This window comes from Coxiella-like endosymbiont, from assembly GCF_030643785.1.
GTDB lineage: Bacteria > Pseudomonadota > Gammaproteobacteria > Coxiellales > Coxiellaceae > Coxiella.
In genome coordinates, this window is record NZ_CP094378.1 from 1,244,540 (window position 1) to 1,263,491 (window position 18,952).

Here is an 18,952-nt window from a genome sequence, read left to right on the forward strand (position 1 = left end):
ATCTCCCGTCTAAATTTAAAGAACCTTTAATTCCATTCCTATTTCATTCGCTAACTTAACAAAATTAGGAAAAGAAGTTTTAACATTCTCACAATTGTGAATACGCACAGGACCTTTTGCTACAGTCCCTGCAATTGCAAACGCCATGGCAATGCGATGATCGTCGTAACTGGAAATCGTTCCACCTTGAAACTTCCCTCCTTGAACAATGAGTCCATCAGGAAGCGATTCTACTTTAATTCCTAACTTTTGCAGCCCCTCTGCCATGGCAGCAATTCGGTCCGTTTCTTTTACTCGTAATTCTTTAGCGCCTCGCAATACAGTTTGCCCTCGTGCAGTGGCGGCAGCAATTAATAGAATAGGAAATTCATCAATAGCGACCGACACTTGTTCTTGTGGAATTTCAATACCAAAAAGGGAGCCGGCATAGCGCACGCAAATATCGCCCACAGGTTCTCCGTTTTTTTCCTGATGAGTTACAATCTCAATATTCGCACCCATCATTTTTAATAAATTTATAATACCAAGACGTGTAGGGTTTAGACCGACCTGACGCAAACAAACAGAAGAACCAGGTGTAATAGTTGCTGCTACAATGAAAAAAGCGGCCGATGAAATATCGCCAGGAATCGAAATATCTCTTGCTTTAAGAATGCCTCCTACAGAGAGACAAGTACGAAGATTTTCGACTCGCACAGGGTAATTAAAATGCGTTAACAGCCGCTCCGTGTGATCACGAGAAGGAACTGGTTCTGTGATGCAAGTTTCTCCCTTCGCATATAATCCTGCTAATAATAAGCAAGATTTCACTTGAGCGCTTGCGATAGGTAAATGATAATGAATCCCTTTTAAATTAGAATTTCCACTAACTTTAAGTGGAGGCACGTTTTCAGCCGATTCAATTTTTGCACCCATTTGCACCAAAGGATCAATAATACACTTCATTGGACGACGCTTTAAGGACTGGTCACCTGTGAGAGTAGTAGTAAAGGATTGTCCCGCCAATAAACCAGTTAATAATCGAATAGCTGTCCCCGAATTACCACAATCAATAACATCGGGTGGAGCAGTTAATCCATCCTTTCCCACTCCATCCACTAATAATATATTTTCATCTTCGATCACTTCGATAGTGACACCCATTTTTTGAAAGGCGCTTATTGTAGCCAGGTTATCGGCACCCATTAAAAAACCATTCACCTGTGTTCGTCCTTCAGAAATAGCGCTTAAAATCACCGCTCGATGAGAAATCGATTTATCACCCGGAACACAAATTTCGCCATTTAAATTATTCGATGCGATAATGTAATAGTCCATCTTCTTAACCGTATTGTTTTTCAAACTGTTGCATAAAATCAATTAAGATATCGATGCCAGATTCCAGCATCGCATTATAAATGCTAGCTCGCATCCCGCCTACCAAACGATGTCCCTTCAAATTTACCAAACCCTTTTCTGCAGCTTTTTTTAAAAAAAGAGAATTAAGATTTTCATTTGCTAACGTAAAAACAACATTCATTCTCGAACGATATTTAGGATCGATGCCATTATGATAAAAATTACTTTTATCGATAGCATTGTAAAATTTTTTCGCCTTTCGTTCATTACGTTCAGCTAAAGCCGAAAGGCCTCCTTCTTTTTCAACCATTTAAAAACCAAACCCGCAATGTACCAAGCAAATGTCGGTGGTGTATTCCATAACGAATTTTCTTTGGCGTGTAAGGCATAATGCAAAAAACTGGGAGTAGTTGGAAGAGGATTTCGATTTAATATATCTTCACGAATAATTACGATCGTCAATCCAGCTATTCCAATATTTTTTTGAGCACAAGCGAAAATCAATCCGTATCGCGAGACGTCAAAAGGACGCGATAATAAATTTGATGACATATCACAAACCAAAGTCAAACTCGTTGCAGGAATAAAGGGAAATTCCATTCCATTTACTGTCTCATTATCAACGTAATATAAATACGCTGCCTCTTCGGGAACATCCCAGGTAGCTTGATCAGGAAGGGTTGTATAATGGAAACTCTTTGCACTTGCCGCTAAATGAAGATTGCAATAACGTTTTGCTTCTTCAATCGCCTGTTGGGACCAAATCCCGGAATCGACGTAAACTGGAGCCTTATAGTTACCTATTAAATTCATGGGCACCATAGAGAATTGCAATCGAGCCCCACCCTGCAAAAATAAAACTCGATAATTTTCCGGAATCGCCAATAGCTCTCTAAGATCATGTTCCGACTCTTTAACGACTTTTTTAAATTCTTCACCACGGTGGGAAACTTCCGCTATCGACATTCCGGTGCCGTGCCAATCTAATAATTCATTACCTGCCGTACGAAAGACCGTTTCTGGCAACATGGCTGGACCAGCAGAAAAATTGTAAACACGAGACATAAAAAAATCCTTGTGCTGATATTTTAGGCAACTACACCTCCCTTATTCCTGTTCTCCTATTAATTCCGTAGAAATAGCCTCCATTCCCACTAAAGACTCTTCTTGTGCCAACTGAATCAATCGAACTCCCTGAGTATTTCTCCCCATTTGTGAAATCTCATTCACACGGATGCGAACTAAAGTACCTTTATCGCTAATTAATAATACTTCATCATTATCAAACACTTGGACGGCGGAAACTACATTTCCGTTACGACGATTGATACGAATGGCAATAACACCTTGGCCGCCTCGACCTGTGGGCCGGTAATCTTCTATAGTCGTGCGTTGTCCATAGCCATGTATAGTTGCTGTTAAAATATACCCTCCTGATTTTACAATAATTAACGCAATTACACTTTGGTTTTCTTTCAATTTAATTCCACGCACTCCCCGTGCTGAACGCCCCATTTGACGTACTTCATTTTCATGAAAACGAATGGCTTTGCCCACATCAGTCACGAGCATCACTTCTTTATTTCCGTCCGTAATATCAACTCCTACTAACCGATCCCCTTCTTTCAATGCTAATGCAATTTTCCCATTCGTTCGGGGTTGAGAAAATTCAGCTAATGTAATTTTTTTCACTGAGCCTTGAGCTGTAGTCATAAAAACAAAATGAGATTTGTCATAATGACGTATAGACAATATAGTGGAAATGCGTTCGTCTTTAGCTAACGGAAGTAAATTAACGACCGGGCGTCCGCGTGAAGTGCGACCACCTTGCGGCACTTGATAAACCTTAAGCCAATATACTTTTCCGTAAGTAGAAAAACACAAAATCGTATCATGGGAATTCGCCACGAGAATATTTTTTACGAAATCTTGTTCCTTTACTGCTGCAGCAAGCTTACCTCGTCCCCCTCGATGTTGGGCTTGATAACTACTTAACGATTGAGATTTGATATAACCCTCGTGTGACAACGTTACAAATAAATGTTCCTCAGGAATTAAATCTTCATTTTTTAAATCCGATTTAACATCGAAAATTTTAGTTCGACGCGCATCGCCAAATTGAGCTTTGACCTCAATTAATTCATCCCGAATAACTTGATGTAATTTATCAGGATCAGAAATAACCGAAATTAATTCACTAATGTGATCGATAATAGCAATATATTCTTCACAAATTTTATTGCTTTCAAGACCAGTTAATCGATGCAAACGTAAATCTAAAATGGCTTGCGCTTGTGCCGGCAACAAATGATAACCGTCGATTTGCAATCCGTATTCAAGCTCTAAATTCTCAGGACGAGTACGATCGCTTCCCGTTTTTTGTAATAATCTCGCCACCTCCCCAGGTTGCCATGCTTTTGCTAATAAATTTTCTTTAGCAATCGCGGGAGTTTTCGCTTTTTTAATAAGAGCAATTACTTCGTCGATATTGGCCAGAGCAACTCCAAGCCCTTCCAAAATATGTGCTCTTTCGCGAGCTTTACGCAATTCAAAAAGAGTTCGGCGCGTTACAATTTCTCTACGGTGTTGTAAAAAAGCACTTAGTAAGTGCTTTAAATTTAATATGCGTGGTTGACCGTCATCTAAAGCCACCATATTAATCCCAAATACCGTTTGCAATTGGGTCTGAGCATAGAGATTATTGAGTACAAATTCCACATTATTACCACGACCTACTTGAATTACCATCCTCATACCGCGCTTATCGGATTCATCGCGTAACCCAGAAATCCCTTCAATTTTCTTTTCATGCACTAATTCGCCAATTTTTTCCAACAAGCGCGCTTTATTCACTTGATAAGGAAGTTCAGAAACAATAACTTGTGAACACCCACTTTTTGTAATTTCGATGTCAACTTTCGCACGTACATAAATACACCCTCGGCCGGTTTTATATGCTTGGATAATACCGTTACGACCATTGATAATTCCTGCCGTTGGAAAATCAGGACCGGGTACATAACGCATGAGCTCTTCTACGGTTAAATCCGAATTATCAATTAACGCCAGAATAGCATCGATAATTTCATTCAAATTATGCGGAGGAATATTAGTCGCCATTCCTACCGCAATACCTGAAGAACCATTGACTAATAAATTGGGAATACGATTAGGCAGCACTAACGGTGCCGTTTCAGTTTCGTCATAATTGGGAACATAATCCACGGTTTCTTTATCGAGATCTACCATTAAGGCGTCAGCAAATCGCGACAATCGAATTTCGGTATAGCGCATAGCTGCAGGTGCATCGCCATCAACAGAACCAAAATTACCTTGGCCATCAATCAACAAATAACGGAGACTAAAAGGCTGTGCCATTCTTACTATCGTGTCATAGACAGCAACGTCGCCATGAGGATGGTATTTACCAATCACATCCCCCACAATCCGAGCAGATTTTTTGTACGGTTTATTTGAATCATTTCCTAATTCACTCATCGCATAGAGAACCCGACGATGCACTGGCTTCAACCCATCCCGCACATCCGGTAACGCTCGACCCACAATCACACTCATAGCGTAATCGAGGTAGGATTGTTTCAATTCATCTTCGATAGTGATGGAAATAATTTCGTGTGCAAATTCCGCCATGACGCTTCCTCTGTTTTTTCCAATTAAAACAATTTGTTACTGCTTTCTGCAAAGCAAAACATTATATCACATCTTAGTGGGCTTGTAAGCAAAGGCAGATTTTCTGCTTAAGGCGCTTAAAGTGATTCAGAGAATATCAACTAGACCGAGCATTATCATTCCGTTACTATGACTTCCGTTACTATGACATCCGTTTATGATGGAGCTGTTTTCTATGGAAAACATTGATTTACTTATCAGTGCACGGTGGATTCTCCCAATCGCCCCCCAGAATCAAATTCTAGAACGCCATGCTTTAGCTATTCGCGGCGAATATATTATTGACCTTCTATCTCTAAAACAAGCTAAGCAAAAATATCGCGCCACAGATTATCTAAATTTGGAAGACCACGTGATAATGCCAGGTTTGGTCAATTCTCATACGCACACTCCAATGAATCTTTTACGTGGATTAGCAGATGACCTGCAATTACTCGATTGGTTACAAAAATATATCTGGCCTGTTGAAAAAGCTTTGATCAATGCGGAATCTGTTCGCACAGGAACCGAATTGGCTATTTCTGAAATGTTGCGCGGTGGAACAACCTGTTTTAATGACCATTATTTTTTTCATGACACAATTGCTCAAGTTGCCAGTGAAGCAGGTATTCGCGCTTGTGTGGGAGTACTTGTGATGAATGTTCCTACCGAGTGGGCTAAAGACGAAAAAACTTATTTATCTCGTGCAAAAGAAACTCTAACCAAAAATGAGACCCACCCTCTCATTTCCTGGGCTTTAGCACCACACGCACCCTATACGGTCAGCGACACCGCTTTAAAAGAAATTATAAAGTTATCTGAACAATACAATCTGCCTATTCACATGCACATTCATGAAACAAAACATGAAATTGAACAAGGTTTACAGGAATATGGAAAAAGACCACTCGCTCGATTGCATGAGCTTGGTTTATTATCCCAACACCTAATCGCCGTGCACATGACACAACTGACACCAAAAGAAATTGAGCTTGTTCGAAAAACGCAAACCAATGTGGTTCATTGTCCAGAATCCAATTTAAAGCTCGCTAGTGGCATTGCTCCCATCGCCAAACTTCTACGAGCAGGAGTCAATGTAGCCATTGGCACCGATGGAGCAGCGAGCAATAATGATCTCGATTTATTCGGCGAAATGAGAACCGCTGCTTTTACCGCTAAAGTATCGGACGCAAACCCCACGCATTTGCCGGCTGAAGAAGCTATTAAGATGGCAACTTTGAATGGAGCTAAAATACTAGGATTAGAAAATAAAATTGGCTCACTCGAAATTGGGAAATTGGCCGATATAATTGCTGTGGACTTAAGCTCTTATCTCACTCAACCCGTCTTTAATCCTATATCACATTTAGTGTATGCAATTAACCGACTTCAAGTGAGCGATGTGTGGGTGGCAGGCAAACAATTACTTAAACAAGGTGAATTTACAAAATTAGATATTAAACGCATACTCAAAAACACTTTAAAATGGGTAGATCGCGTTTACCCTAAATAAAGCTTTTCCAAAATTAGAAATTGTTGTAAGCTAATGATGCCCCAAAAAAGTTACGATCGTAGAAGTGGGTCCGTGAGACGGACTTCAGAACGAACCTTCCATCTTACCTACTGAATTGAAAATTAAATTTATTAATCAATTGTCACAGAAGGGCTTATCAGTCATTGAAGCAACTAACTTTGTATCTCCTAAATGGATTCCCCAGATGAAGGATCATGCGGAGATTATAAATAAAATTAAACGGTACCCTAATGTTCGTTAACGGAATTAGTACCTAATGAGCACGGTTTCACAACGACGCATTGGTGGCTACACCCTCAGAAATTGCTGTATTTACTGCTGCTTCAGAAACTTTTTCTTGCAAAAACAGCAATTGTTCGATTGAAGAAAGTTTAAATCGCATCGCACGACACGAGTAATTGGACGAGCGAAGCAAAATACTATTGCTGTTCGGGGTTATGTTTCTTGCGTACTGGGTTGTCCTTATGAAGGAGATATATTACCACAACAAGTGCTCCAAGTAGCTAAAAAATTAATTCGCTTATAGGCTGTTACCAAATTTCGTTAGGAGACACAATTGGGATCGGGACACCGTTTAAAGCACAGCAGCTGATCGATGTAGTTTCTGAAAAAATTCCTGTCGAAAAACTAGCCGTTTATTTTCATGATACTTATGCGCAAGCGCTAACAAACATTTATGTCAGTTTAGACAAAGTAATTACTACTATTGATAGCACCGTTGGTGGCCTCAGGGGCTGCCCTTACGCGCCAGGTGCTGGTAAAAATGTCGCTACAGAAGACGTCGTTTATTTATTAAATGGTATGGAAATCCAATGCGGAGTTGATTTAAATCGGCTAATAAAAAAAGGGTAATTAATTTGCGATTATTTAGATCGACCTTCTCGATCTAAAGTAACCATTGCGTTAACTACCATGCAGCAACATTCTTCCAGATAGTTTCAGATAGTTTTTTTCACAATTGTTTTTCACTCTCCAATGTATTTGTTGCAAGCTTTCAGCACCAGAGGAGGGTCCGCTGGATAAAAGAACAAGTTAAGGGGGAATTAGAAAAACGATTTTTTATAATGTGCCAGATACCAGATAAAGACATAAAAATAAAAACCAATACAAGCAATAAAATATATTTATCAGCATTAGGAATTAAATATCAAAATAATAAACTAAGAAGGAAATTCTTCCAACCCAAAAGAGCAACCCCAATAATATTAAAAACAATGATATTAAAAACACTGTAACGATAATAATCCATTTACGTCATCCCAGTAACAACAGAAACAAAAGTAGGAATGACTAGAACCAATCCTGCTAAAATCACCGATTTCCCTCCGTGCCTATTATAGAATTTCTTCGCTTGAACCAAATAACTTTTCTTACACCAAAAAGTATCCTTTTGCTTTTATAAAGACAATCATCCAGATTTTCGTCCACCCAGCTGGAACTAAGGATCCAAATTTTAAAAAATTCTTGCGAAACGAATAACCCAGCAGAGAAAAGCAAGCTATCTCCAGGCAAAAAGAAACAAATAAAAATTCCTGTCTCTAAAAATATAACCAACAAAACCTAGGTAACCAATAGCCATTACCCATTGTGTAAGGTCAATATTTTCAGTCATGTGGTTTTTCCTTATTTTTTACTTCCAGAATACCTTTTCGAATATGCTGAATTTTATCCCGTACCAATGCCGATTCTTCAAACTCTAAATTTCGAGCATAACGATACATTTCTTCCTCTAAATTACGCAAATATTTGGCTAACTGCTTGGGTGACATAGTAATGTATTGCGCTTCTTCTTCAGATACCTGTTGAGCTTCGCTTACAAACCACCCTTTTTTGGTATATACGTGAGCCTCCTCTATTATTTCTGTGATTGCCTTTTCGACACTCTTCGGAGTAATATTATGTTTGTTATTATACAGAACTTGTATCTGACGCCTTCTTTCTGCTTCTTCTACGGCATGCTTCATGGAGTCGGTAATTTTATCGGCATATAAAATAGCTTTCCCATGTAAATTTCTTGCTGCCCGGCCTATTGTCTGAATCAAAGATCGTTCGGAGCGCAAAAATCCTTCTTTATCAGCATCCAAAATTGCCACTAATGATACTTCCGGAATATCTAAACCTTCGCGCAACAAATTAATTCCCACCAACACATCAAATGCACCTAACCGCAAATCGCGGATAATTTCCACTCGTTCCAGGGTGTTAATATCCGAATGCAAATAGCGAACCCGTACACCATGCTCGGAAAAATATTCAGTCAAATCCTCAGTCATTCGCTTGGTTAAGGTAGTTACTAATACGCGTTCATTTTGTTGAACTCGTTTTCTAATTTCCGATAATAAATCGTCTACCTGGGTGGCTACCGGTCTCACCTCAATTTCTGGATCGATCAATCCTGTAGGACGTACCAATAATTCTGCTACTTGATTGCTTCTTTGCTTTTCATGAGGGCCAGGTGTTGCAGAAATAAAAATAGTTTGGGGGGCTAATTTTTCGAATTCATCAAACCGCAACGGTCGATTGTCCAACGCAGACGGTAAGCGGAAACCATATTCTACTAAAGTTTCTTTGCGCGCCCGATCGCCTCGGTACATTCCGCCTAACTGAGGAATTGTGACATGGGATTCGTCAATAATAAGTAATGCATCTTTAGGTAAATAATCCATTAAAGTTGGCGGTGGCTCTCCCACATTTCGACCTGATAAATAGCGAGAATAATTTTCAATCCCACTGCAATATCCCAGCTCCAGGATCATTTCTAAGTCAAAATTGGTGCGTTGTTCCAAACGTTGGCGTTCCACTAACTTATTTGTCCTCTCTAATTCTACCAAACGCTCCTTTAATTCCAAATTAATTTGATCAACAGTTGTTAATAGTTTTTCACGGGGCGTGACATAATGAGTTTTTGGGTAAATAGTGATTCGCGGAACTCGTCTTAACATTTCACCTGTTAATGGATCAAAAAAACTAATATTTTCAACTTCGTCATCAAACAACTCTACTCGAACGGCTTCCCGTTCGGAGTCCGCCGGATAAATATCAATAACATCACCATGTACACGATAGGTTGCTCGGCGCAATTCTAAATCATTTCGGGTGTACTGTAATTCAGCTAGCCGTTGTAATATTTGACGCTGATCAACTTGATCACCTCTTTTTAAATGAAGAAGCATTTTTAAGTAGGAATCAGGATCACCCAAGCCATAAATGGCCGATACCGTTGCCACGATAATAGCATCTCGGCACTCAGTTAACGCTTTGGTAGCAGACAAGCGCATTTGTTCAATGTGCTCATTTATGGAAGCATCTTTTTCAATATACGTGTCTGAACTAGGTAAGTAGGCTTCGGGTTGATAATAATCATAATAAGAAACAAAATATTCTACAGCGTTCTCAGGGAAAAATTCCCGCATTTCGGAATAAAATTGGGCGGCGAGAGTTTTGTTTGGCTCCAGAATTAGAGCCGGACGTTGAAGCCTTTCAATCACATTAGCAATGGTAAATGTTTTGCCAGACCCCGTTACTCCTAAAAGCGTTTGGTACGCTAGACCATCCTCTAAACCGACCACCAATTTCTCTATAGCTTGAGGTTGATCACCACTGGGTTTGAATTTCGATATGAGTTTAAAGGTTTTTGTCATTTCTTAACTACCACTCACTCCCACTCTAGAGTTGAGAGGAATTTCTCATTGTTTACAATTTTATTTTCCACTACTCTACCACTGCAATATCAAAGGAGCTTATACCATGAACGACGTCTTATCCACTAGAGCCCGACAAATCGAGCCTTCTGCTACAGTAGACGTTGCTGACTTAGTTCGGGAATTGAAAAATCAAGGACACGATGTAATTAGTCTTAGCACCGGTGAGCCGGACTTTGATACTCCCGATCCTATTAAACAGTCCGCGATAGAAGCGATCCAACAAGGGTTTACTAAATATACCAATATTGAAGGCACTCCTGCTTTAAAAACGGCCATTGCTCATAAATTGAGGCATGATAACCAATTGGATTACGAGCCTAACGAAATCATTGTGAGTAATGGAGCGAAACAATCTATTTACAATGCTATCATGGCTGTATTGAATGCTGGCAACGAAGCAATCATTCCGGCACCTTACTGGGTAAGTTACCCCCTATGGTGAAAATGGCTGAAGCAGTCCCAATCATTATTCAAACCACACTCTCCAAAAATTTTAAAATAACCCCTCAGCAATTAGAAGAAGCCATAACGCCAAAAACCCGCTTATTAATTTTAAACAGTCCGAACAATCCTTCTGGAGTGGCTTATAGTAAATCGGAATTAGAAGCTCTAGCGGAAATATTATTGAAGCATCCAAAAATGTTAATTCTCTCTGACGATATTTATGAGTACATTTTATGGGGAGAAGATCATTTTGCTAATATTGTGAATGCATGCCCTCAATTACGAGATCGAACCATTGTGATTAATGGCGCTTCGAAAGCCTTTGCTATGACAGGATGGCGGATTGGTTATGCTGCTGCTCCTAAAGCCATTGTTCAAGCCATGAAAAAAATTCAATCTCAAAGTACTTCTTGTCCCAATTCAATTGCTCAAGTGGCAGCAACTACCGCTCTAGGTTATGACCGTGGTTATTTTAGTTATATGTACGAAGCTTACAAAGCACGTCACGACTTGGCATTGCAAGCACTCAATCAAATGAAGGGCATGAGATGCATTCCCGCGGATGGCACTTTTTATCTTTTTCCAGACGTCACAGAGACCGTTAAACGACTTAAACTACCCTCCGATATCGAACTTTCTACACATTTGCTGGATAAAACTAATGTAGCTGTAATTCCTGGAAGTACCTTTGGCTCGCCAGGCCACATCCGCCTTTCTTGTGCTACTAGCAATGAAAAACTTAGTGAGGCACTGGATCGGTTATCCAATGTGCTCGATCATTAAGAACCCTGGTAACGCCTCTGAATTTTCCTTTGCAGAACCCTTTGTGTGGCATCCTTGCTGAATTAATAAGTCAGTTGATTCTCAGGTCATTGATCGGTAATATACGACTTCTCTTTCTACCAACACTCCTCGGTAGCTCAGTCGGTAGAGCAGGTGACTGTTAATCACTTTGTCGGGGGTTCAAGTCCCTCCCGAGGAGCCAATAATCAATATGAAATCAAGCGCTTATAATTAACCATTGCGTTTTCAATTACGCCCGCTTCAAGCCTTTCGGAGCTTTTGTGGGAGTGAAGTTACTATTCATACCCCTTTTATCCACATTTACAACAGAATTCATTGATTCCCTAAAATAATAAACAACTTAGATTGCTGTTGAGCCAAATTGGTATCATCCAGCGGATCATATAGTCAGTCTTCTAGTCAGTTTTCTCAAAACAATTCTAAAAATAAGAACCCGTATGCTGTTCAGGAGTAATAATCACTTAAATCTCCCTCGAAATGTTAACCAAAATGTCATAAAACGGTTCTATCCATTGCTTCTTGCGTTGAACCGGCAGAGGGATTTACCAACCGTTGTGCACTAAATTATAGTCGGGTTACATCGTCACCCTAATCACTATTCATTTCGTACCATCAATACCATCTTTCGGATAGACTATGTAGAGGAAATATTCCAGATTATCGCCGTCCTCCTTGGGATTTCATTTTAAAATAATCCACAAATTGCTGTGCTTCCTCTATAAATTATAAATTTCCCTTTCGAACCAATCATTTTAATTCTAACATTTTACGGGCTCCTCTTAAAATCTTCCAACATTGAAATATTAATATCACCTCCTTTCGGCGTGTTTACTCACTGGAATGTCATTAAAAATCGGAAAGTATAAGTCTCCTTCGCTTATGCGTTGCATGAAGGCTAAAACGCCTTCGATCAAAATTCAAAATATTTTTTAAATTTATGTTAAGTGCGAATTGCTTAGTCATATTTTCTGGATTTACTTGAGACGTTAGGTTAATGCAAATGCAAAAAATAACAACTTTTTCCTAGATTGCCGGAAATAGCAAGTAGCCTTCGAATAGTACCAGAGTTTATTCTGGTATTGATTTAAAAATTCTTGTGTTAATTCTTTATTATCGATCACATAGCCGAATTCCTGTAAATTAGACGGATATAAATTATTAGAACCCACATAAAAAAGACGATCATCAACCACCCAAATTTTAGCGTGATTGGCAATGGTATGTTTCGCATCCTAACGAGGCGCATTATCAGTAAACCGAATATAAGCAAGATGCAAGTGCTGGTATAACTTTTGATTCAATCGATCTGGAGAATAGGGATAATCGCGTTTTCTGTTTAATTACTGCACAATTGCATGAAATTTATCAGCCACGCTTTCCAAGCGAACATTATTAGAATATGTATCGATATTAGAATATGTATCGATTCGAACTTCTTTGTAATTGTTGAGGATAATATAAATATCACCTTTGTTAAGCAGCAATTGCCCAAGAGTAGCTAATATATCTCCAGGAGCATTCATCGGTGGCCAAAATACGCCTTTTTAGTTTGATAACGAATGTCTTTTTGTGAAATACGAATTACTTTTTAGCTCGTTGAAAAAATAACGTGCGTGCTACTTCTTCGCTTTTATTATCAGGTTACTGCCCTAGAACAAATATCCCAACTCGCAATCGCGCAAGCGCCATCACAGCAATATCACCCTAATACAGTTGATCCAATAATTTTTTAATATCAAAATTTGGTAAACACGCTTCTTGATACCGTCCATAAAAATAGGATTGCAAGTCGGCAATAATCTCACTTTGTGTTTTTTGTGTTTATAAATGTAACACCGTTCCTTACATTAACAAAAAAGGCCATTCTATCGTACAATGGCAGACACACGATTTTCCACACATTAAAAAGTGAAAATTATGAAAAATTGAGGTCTCTCTCATCAAAGCAAATCTTCCAACTGACAAAAAAGATACTACCTTAGTCTCCCCTGCCATTATTGCCTCTATCCGGAAACAATTTAGCATTTTAACAACCAACAGCAAGAAAACGTTGAATTATGTATAGAATCTAATAATTTGGATCTATTTGATTTTATTTATTCTGAAAGCATCTAATTTAGCAAGAGTAAATCCTTAAAGAAATTGTTAAAATATTATCATTTAACAAATGAAGAAACCTTTTATATTAGCCATGAAACACATGATATTCAATCAGCGAAAAAAATCATATTTTTCTATTTCAGTAATGTGTGAATTTAATAATAAAATTATTTTATCAATTGAAAACTCGGATTTTTTGATCGACAGGCCGAATGAAATATTGGAATTGAAAGTATTATAAAGTAGGCGATCAAATCGTACTCAAAATTAATTTCACAACAATGACTAGTTAGATTATAATACAAGCTTAATCTTTTCTACTGATCATACAAAATTTAAATAGCGTGAGACAAATTTCTCTGTTTTCTGAGGTTTAATTTGATAAGATTGATGTGCTGGAGAAAAAATTCCTTCACACATCTCCCCTGAGAAAAATCAGAGAACTATAGAAACTTGCAAAAACAATGAAAAAATTTCATATTTTTTGATCGAGCAAAAGAAAGATTTTATATTATCCCTTATATTTTAGCAACGAACTAAAAATTAGTCTAAGCGCTTATAATAATTTTGAAAATAAATTTGTAAATAGTTAGATTATTTAAATTTATAACGCCATGATTAATTGAAAATTTCTAAAATAAATGTTATATTGCCAGTACAATTAAATTAACGGTAAAGGAATACCTATGTTGAGAAAGATAAATTCCTATATTATCGACGATAATATTTTTACCTATCTTAATTATAAATTTGAGTTTATAAATTATCAGTATTTTTCATAAAGTAACTCAAATCGTTATAAAGCAGATTTGAGTAGCTCCTAAAGGTTTGATTCCATAGTTGCATACACATTTCAGATCACCTTTTTAAATCCTTTCGTTTCTTTATCTTAACCTTCTTGAAAGTTTTAGCAAGAGTGCTATTAACCATCGAATTTTTTAACCATTGCATTTTTCCAACTCGAATTTCTCGATCATCGTAAAAAGAATTTTTTCAAAGCAGAGTATCTAACAACAAAAATAGTTTCTTACTTGTTCATTTTTATTTATCCCAAATTGGTGTGTTCTAAAAAATAAAGACTTTGAATTTGTTTTAATTATGTTTGAAGTCGAATTATCGCGAAATTGAAATTATCTTACATGAATGGCTGATTGTATTATAAAAATCTAATGATTGAATCGTAAGCGTTTATCTAAATTTTCAATTACTAAAAATTTTAATTACGAATAAAATTTCTAATAAATAATTACTGAAACAAAAGCTATCAGATTGTATTTTTAAATATAAAGGAATTGAAAAAAGATTTAGAATATTATTTAAACAGTTAAGATGTGAGATTGGAAACCCTATTCCAATATACTTTCAAAAATGGAAAAATAAAAAGTCTACTTATTAACTGTTTCAAATGAACATTATAGAAAATAAAATATTAGAAAGTCATTCTTCAATCGATAAAGAAACGCTTTTTAACTATAAATATTATTTTTATTTTAAAAAATAAAACCGAATTTTCATATGAGCATAATAAAATGAACTAATAAGTGTGGCACATATTTTCTTCCCTAACAGTACTACTTACTCCTTATAAGAACAATTTCTTTTATAGTACTATTATCACTCAATCAACTCTTAAAAATGTATTAATTTCAGTGCGAAATTAATCTTTTTTTCTATAACTATCCGTTATTAACAAAGAAAAGAGATTATCCATGAAGACACTTACCTTACTCTAAATAATTTATCATTTCGCCTCGATCATACATCTGTTGCCTTTGATAGCATTAATTTGATTTTTAAAAGATTGAAATACGGCATTATCGGAACTAACAGGATTGGAAAAAACCACTTTTCTAAATCTGATTTCAATTCGATTAACTCCGGATAGTAGGTCTATTAAGAGATTTAGAAATACGATTGAAGTATTGCAATTCCATATTTCTTCTAATGAAAAGGAAATGATTTCTGATATATTTGGCACTAATCAAATTATCAAAACGATTCAGCACATCAACCAGATTAGCGTTGATGAAAATAACTTTGAAACAGTTATCGAATATTTAGATATAGAAAATCATATTAAAACTTTTTCAAAGATATTTAACCTATGGTCAATAATATTGAGAAACCGTTTTTATCGTTAAACTGTAGAAAAAAATCAAGTTATTGTTAGTAAAAACGATAATTTTTGCGATTAATTTTTTATTATTTAAAGAACTCATTAAAAATCTTGATAAACTATCGCACAAAATTTTATATGATTATGTTTAGAGTTTTACTAAAGGATTCATTATTATCATCCATATAGAATATTTTTAAATAAATTAGATAAAATTATTGAAATAATTACTAACAGTATTAATATTTTTTTGATAATTATGATTTTTATAAAGAATAAAAAACTTAAATTGCAGTCCACACAATAAGAAATAAAATCAAAGACTGAATCATTGATAAAATCCAAATAAATGGTACAAACCCAATTAAAAATTTGCCAGAAAAATGAAGAAAAAATAAGAAAAGAAAAATATGTCAAATTAAATCAAAGAGTTCCTATGATAAAATAGAACTCAAATCGAAGAATGGTTCAAGTGAGAGAACTAATCGTCGCATCCGTATCCAATCTTTCATATCCAAGCCCCAAGATAGTCGGAAGCTAGATTTTTTTAATCAGAAATTGGAAGAGGTAAAAATCAAAAATTGAAATAAAAGAAAATATTTATTTTTATTTATCCGAAACACGAGTTCTTAAAAAAATTATAATTAAAATTGAAGATTTATATTTTAAATATGAAACTAGCTCTTATTTTTTAATCAAAGATTTTAATTTTTAAATAACAGGATCTGAAAAATTTTTCATATTCAGATCTAATTAATGTAGAAAATCTACATTAATCAATCTAATTAATAAAAAATTTCTATACAAATTGTTACTCTTTACATCAGTGTAGATCATATTACTCATCTAGATTAAGAAATTTTTTTCTCGATACTAATTTAACGCTTGTTGATAATTTTTTAAAACTCAATCCTAAAACTAAAAAATTTTATGCTTATTCAGAAGTAGTTGCATTTAAATTTAGAAATAAAAATTCTGAAAATCGTGTTTCTGTGCTCAGAGGCCGAGAAAAAATCTAAGAGGGTTGTCCATTAGCTTAATGTCAATACAGCCTACACAGTTGATTGTTTTTGATGAACTTACTAATCATTTAGATTTAGACTCAATCGAAGCAATTAAAAATGATTTAAAACTTTATCATGGCGATTTATTAACAATCTCTCATGATAAAGTATTTTTAAAAGATATTAATATTAAAAGAATAATTAATATAAAAAATTAATTTTTTATAAACTAAAGCTCATTTCTTTTCAATTATTTTCAAAGGTTGTTATTTTTATCCTAAGCACTTGATTGTAGAAATAAAAAATTTTTTCGATATCAAGCACTTTCATAAAAAAGTGACCAATATGATTAATAGTAAAAGATATGATTGACTTCTCATGTCAACACACTTTTTCTCAGCATGAGATATCTCCATATTAACCACAGAAAAAAGATACATGTTATTTCACTCAACGTCATAACCCAAAACTCCATTCTGTGTAATCACCCCGATACTCCTAAAAAGACAATATTATCCACAAAAGAACTAATAATCGACGATTAAATCAACTGTTCTAATATTGGTTTTTTTGTAAAAGTAAATCGAATAATCTAATATTTCTCTCAGGAAAAACCCAGCTACACTGGTCAATGCAATGGTCTTACTAGACAGGAGATAACTAAAAGGACGACACTAATCAATATCGTCATAAAAATTTAATGCTTGATTTCTCACTGGACAAAATTATAAATGATGTAGATCATGTCTACTAGAATGTCCGCAGGGAAAAGCTCTACCCGAAAGCAGAGAGATACAGCATAGTACGAAAGAGATACGAATAAAATGTTCAGTATCACAATCATAGCAATATAGCTAAAGGTGGCTACTCAATGATGTAAATAAGAAAAACTAAACATACAAGAATATAACGTTATTTTCAAAAAAGCTTAGCTTTCTCAAAAGAAGTTTATCAGAAGTTCCACTGACGAGGCAGTCCACCAGTCTTTTCGAAAAATATTCATACTCTCGGAAGCAACTCCAGGAAAAATTATCGTAGACTAATTGTTAATTTTCTTAAGAAAGTTTTTTAATATTTCTAAGATCGCATTAGCATCTTTTACTATTCTGGAAATTTCAAAGATTAAACGAAAACAAAGAGATTTTATTTTTTGATTTAATAATTTCACTTTTTATAAAAAAATGGATTATTTTCTTAATAAGAATTAATAATGATTTCTTTCTATAAAAAGATATATAACTGAAAAAAATTGTATTTAAAATACAGTTCTAGATCCTTACAGTGAATTGCTACAAAAGAACTTATACGTAAAAGTGAGATCAATAAATTATGTAGAATCGATTATCAATTACATATCTTTTTAAATGTGGTATATCCTTTTAGGATAAAAAATAAAATGAATATATTCAAAAACGTTTCTTTAATTTAATAAAAAATTTTTTTTATCATCACTATTACTAATATTTGAAATTAATAATTCTGATTATTAAAAACACTAATAAAATTCAAAAGAATATAATGTAGCTGCATCAAAAAAACAACGTCAGTTAAATTTAAAAAATTGAAATTCTCATAAACTAAATTTTTTAAGAAATCCTCTTCTTAATAAATATAAATAATTTTAAAATAATAAATTTAGTTCTTTAAATTTGAATATTCCAAAAAAAATTTAGGAAATAGTTTATGAATCAAATCTCCTATTAATAAAAATAAAAAATAGTACTACTTAATATAGTAGATAGCATACCAGATGCTAGTAGCTAATTGGTAAAACAACTTATTTTTCTAATCTGATAAAATTTAAGAGGCTACATTTTCATCTTGTGTTAGCGAAGGATACAGTTTCAAATTAAGCGATAATTTTTCTGCCCATATAAAGGCAATTCTGACAACAGGTACTTTTTTACGGGATCTCCAATCATCCATTCTTCATTTAGATTTTGATTGGGATTGTACTAGTCGCCTAAATTAGAAAACATGTCAGTTAAAGAAAAACTGTTTTTAATACTTTCTTTAAGAAGATCGAGTAAATATTGAGAACTGCGAGTATCTAAAAAATTTCCTAATAATCATGTTCACCAATATTCCTATTGTTATAAATGTCTTTTTATTATCTCATGTAATACATTAGGTTCTGTATTTTTTAATAAACTATTTGGATAAAAACCCCATTGATTTTCTGTTTTAGAAATAGCACGTATACCACCTTGCATATTCACGGGAATCCACTAACTTACTT

6 protein-coding genes, 1 tRNA gene and 3 pseudogenes are annotated in these 18,952 nt (G+C 35.2%); 6 read left to right on the forward strand and 4 right to left on the reverse strand.

Annotated features, from left to right (window positions below; genetic code table 11):
• Positions 1–15 precede the first annotated feature (15 nt).
• The 3 genes and pseudogenes from aroA to gyrA form a co-directional block, all read right to left on the reverse strand.
• Positions 16–1,317: a 3-phosphoshikimate 1-carboxyvinyltransferase gene (gene aroA / locus MRH55_RS06330; RefSeq protein WP_304985351.1), complete on the reverse strand. Its 1,302-nt coding sequence runs from the start codon at positions 1,315–1,317 to the stop codon at positions 16–18.
• Positions 1,318–1,321: 4 nt separating this feature from the next.
• A pseudogene (serC, locus tag MRH55_RS06335) lies at positions 1,322–2,403 on the reverse strand (3-phosphoserine/phosphohydroxythreonine transaminase).
• Positions 2,404–2,445: 42 nt separating this feature from the next.
• Positions 2,446–4,989 carry a DNA gyrase subunit A gene (gene gyrA, locus MRH55_RS06340; RefSeq protein WP_304985352.1) on the reverse strand — a complete coding sequence of 848 codons (2,544 nt, stop codon included), beginning with the start codon at positions 4,987–4,989 and terminating at the stop codon, positions 2,446–2,448.
• Positions 4,990–5,203: 214 nt separating this feature from the next.
• On the opposite strand from gyrA, the gene MRH55_RS06345 reads away from it, so the two are divergent.
• Positions 5,204–6,520: a TRZ/ATZ family hydrolase gene (locus tag MRH55_RS06345; protein WP_304985353.1), complete on the forward strand. Its 1,317-nt coding sequence runs from the start codon at positions 5,204–5,206 to the stop codon at positions 6,518–6,520.
• 55 nt (positions 6,521–6,575) lie between these two features.
• Positions 6,576–7,477, forward strand: a pseudogene (locus MRH55_RS06350) (hydroxymethylglutaryl-CoA lyase).
• Positions 7,478–8,145: 668 nt separating this feature from the next.
• On the opposite strand, the gene uvrB reads toward MRH55_RS06350, so the two are convergent.
• Positions 8,146–10,182 (reverse strand): excinuclease ABC subunit UvrB, encoded by a 2,037-nt coding sequence (uvrB, locus tag MRH55_RS06355; RefSeq protein ID WP_304985354.1) that lies wholly within the window; start codon positions 10,180–10,182, stop codon positions 8,146–8,148.
• A 106-nt stretch (positions 10,183–10,288) separates the two neighbouring features.
• Between uvrB and MRH55_RS06365 the strand changes: the two are divergent.
• The 4 genes and pseudogenes from MRH55_RS06365 (at position 10,289) to MRH55_RS06380 (ending at position 16,931) form a co-directional block, all read left to right on the forward strand.
• Positions 10,289–11,472, forward strand: a pseudogene (locus MRH55_RS06365) (pyridoxal phosphate-dependent aminotransferase).
• A 126-nt stretch (positions 11,473–11,598) separates the two neighbouring features.
• Positions 11,599–11,674: transfer RNA gene (locus MRH55_RS06370), tRNA-Asn, on the forward strand.
• Positions 11,675–15,425: 3,751 nt separating this feature from the next.
• On the forward strand, positions 15,426–15,734 hold the full coding sequence (locus tag MRH55_RS06375) for a hypothetical protein (protein WP_304985357.1): 309 nt from the start codon (positions 15,426–15,428) through the stop codon (positions 15,732–15,734).
• Positions 15,735–16,748: 1,014 nt separating this feature from the next.
• Entirely contained in the window at positions 16,749–16,931 is a 183-nt protein-coding gene (locus tag MRH55_RS06380) for a P-loop NTPase family protein (protein ID WP_304985358.1), read from the forward strand.
• The last annotated feature ends 2,021 nt before the right edge of the window (positions 16,932–18,952 follow it).

Bases quoted from the DNA above. Each gene is read 5' to 3' on its own strand.
- uvrB (WP_304985354.1), bottom strand. From the start codon at position 10,182: ATGACAAAAACCTTTAAACTCATATCGAAATTCAAACCCAGTGGTGAT.
- gyrA (WP_304985352.1), bottom strand. From the start codon at position 4,989: ATGGCGGAATTTGCACACGAAATTATTTCCATCACTATCGAAGATGAA.
- aroA (WP_304985351.1), bottom strand. From the start codon at position 1,317: ATGGACTATTACATTATCGCATCGAATAATTTAAATGGCGAAATTTGT.
- MRH55_RS06345 (WP_304985353.1), top strand. From the start codon at position 5,204: ATGGAAAACATTGATTTACTTATCAGTGCACGGTGGATTCTCCCAATC.
- MRH55_RS06380 (WP_304985358.1), top strand. From the start codon at position 16,749: ATGTCAATACAGCCTACACAGTTGATTGTTTTTGATGAACTTACTAAT.